A 1,569-nucleotide genomic window follows, 5' to 3' on the forward strand; every position below is an offset into this window, starting at 1 on the left:
CTAGAAGGCGTTGACCCATGCCCAGTGGGCGAAGGCTTTCGGGTACTGGTCGATGATGCGCTGCCAGCCCGCCTTGGCCTTCTTGAAGGATCGAACTCGCTTGAACTTGTGGCGCAGGAACCGCATCAGGTAGGCGTTGATGCGTTGCAGGAACGGATACAGTGCGGAGCGGTTGAACCGCCCGTAGTACTGCATCCAGCCGCGCACGATCGGGTTGATCCACCGTGCGAGGTCGGCGAGGGTCTGGCCGGTTTTGCGGTCCAGTCGCCATCGGCGAACTGTCCCGCTGATCTTCTTCAGGGCTTCCTTGCTGATCGCGGGCGCGAACGACGTGAAGGTCTTGCTCTCACGTTCGTTACGCGCGCCCCTGGCGCGAAACGTGTATCCAAGGAACGTGAACGCGGTGTGCTCATATGTTGCGCGCCGGTTCGCGTCCTTGCAGTACACGATCTTGGTCTTGTCGGGATGTAACCGCAGCCCGACCTGACCCATCCTGTCCGCGATCGCCTCGACCAGGCGCTCGGCCTGGCCTCGGTTCACGCAATGCACCACCGCATCATCTGCATACCTTTCGAACGGGACACCCGGATGCTCCCGGGCCATCCACGCGTCGAACGCGTAGTGCATGAACAGGTTCGCCAGCACTGGCGACACCGCGGAACCCTGCGGAGTCCCCCGGTCTCGCCGCTGCAAGGTCCCGTCAGGTAGCTGTAGCGGCGCGACCAGCCACCGCTTGACATACAGCACCACCCACGGAACATCGGTGTGAACCTGCACCGCCTTGACCATGAGAGCATGATCGACGCTGTCGAAGAACTTCTCGACGTCCAGGTCGATGACCCAGTTGAAGTCCCAGCAGCGTTGCCGGCATGCTCCCACCGCGTCCAGCGCCGACCTTCTCGGCCGGTATCCGTAGGAGTCTGGATGGAAGATCGGTTCGACCTTCGCCTCCAGCCTGCGCGATACCACCGTCTGGGCGATCCTGTCCGCGACAGTTGGCACCCCTAAAACCCTGGTGCCGCCGCCATGCGATTTCGGTATCTCCACCGCCTTCACCGGAGGCGGAAAATAGGACCCCGACGACATCCGATTCCAGATCTTGAACAGGTTGTTCTTCAGATCCGACTCGAACTCCTCGATAGTCACTCCATCCACTCCGGCTGCGCCCTTATTGGCCTTCACCTGCCGGTAAGCCTCCCACACTTCCTGTTTGGAGATTTCAAACGGCTTACCCTCCAGTGACTTCTGTCTATCCACGTGACTCCTCCCGGGAACGCCGGTTGATCAGACGAACAGACCACGAACGACCCGGCCCCTTCGCTCCACCACCGTTACAGCGGCTTCACCACTACTACGAGCCGGTCCGCCAGCACGCTCGGCGACGGTACTCAATCCCTCACGGTTTGCGCCGCTGGAGACACTCCCTGTCGCCACCCGGAGGCAGCAGTATCCGAACGCGCCTTCCCCTGTTCCATACGAGAGCAGCAGACCAGGCTCACGTCGCCATCCATGCCGGACACCACCTGGCCAGCAGATCGGGAACCCGCCAGATTCATCCCGGGATTGCAT

The 1,569-nt window shown here is 61.7% G+C and carries 1 protein-coding gene; it reads right to left on the reverse strand.

The features are described 5' to 3' along the window. A complete protein-coding gene (gene ltrA, locus SLP03_RS31340) occupies positions 1 to 1,257 on the reverse strand; it encodes a group II intron reverse transcriptase/maturase (RefSeq protein WP_319464251.1) in 1,257 nt (418 codons plus the stop codon). Between the last annotated feature and the right edge of the window lie 312 nt (positions 1,258 to 1,569).

Origin of the sequence: Micromonospora sp. RTP1Z1 (genome assembly GCF_033804685.1) — a bacterium.
Taxonomy (GTDB): domain Bacteria; phylum Actinomycetota; class Actinomycetes; order Mycobacteriales; family Micromonosporaceae; genus Micromonospora.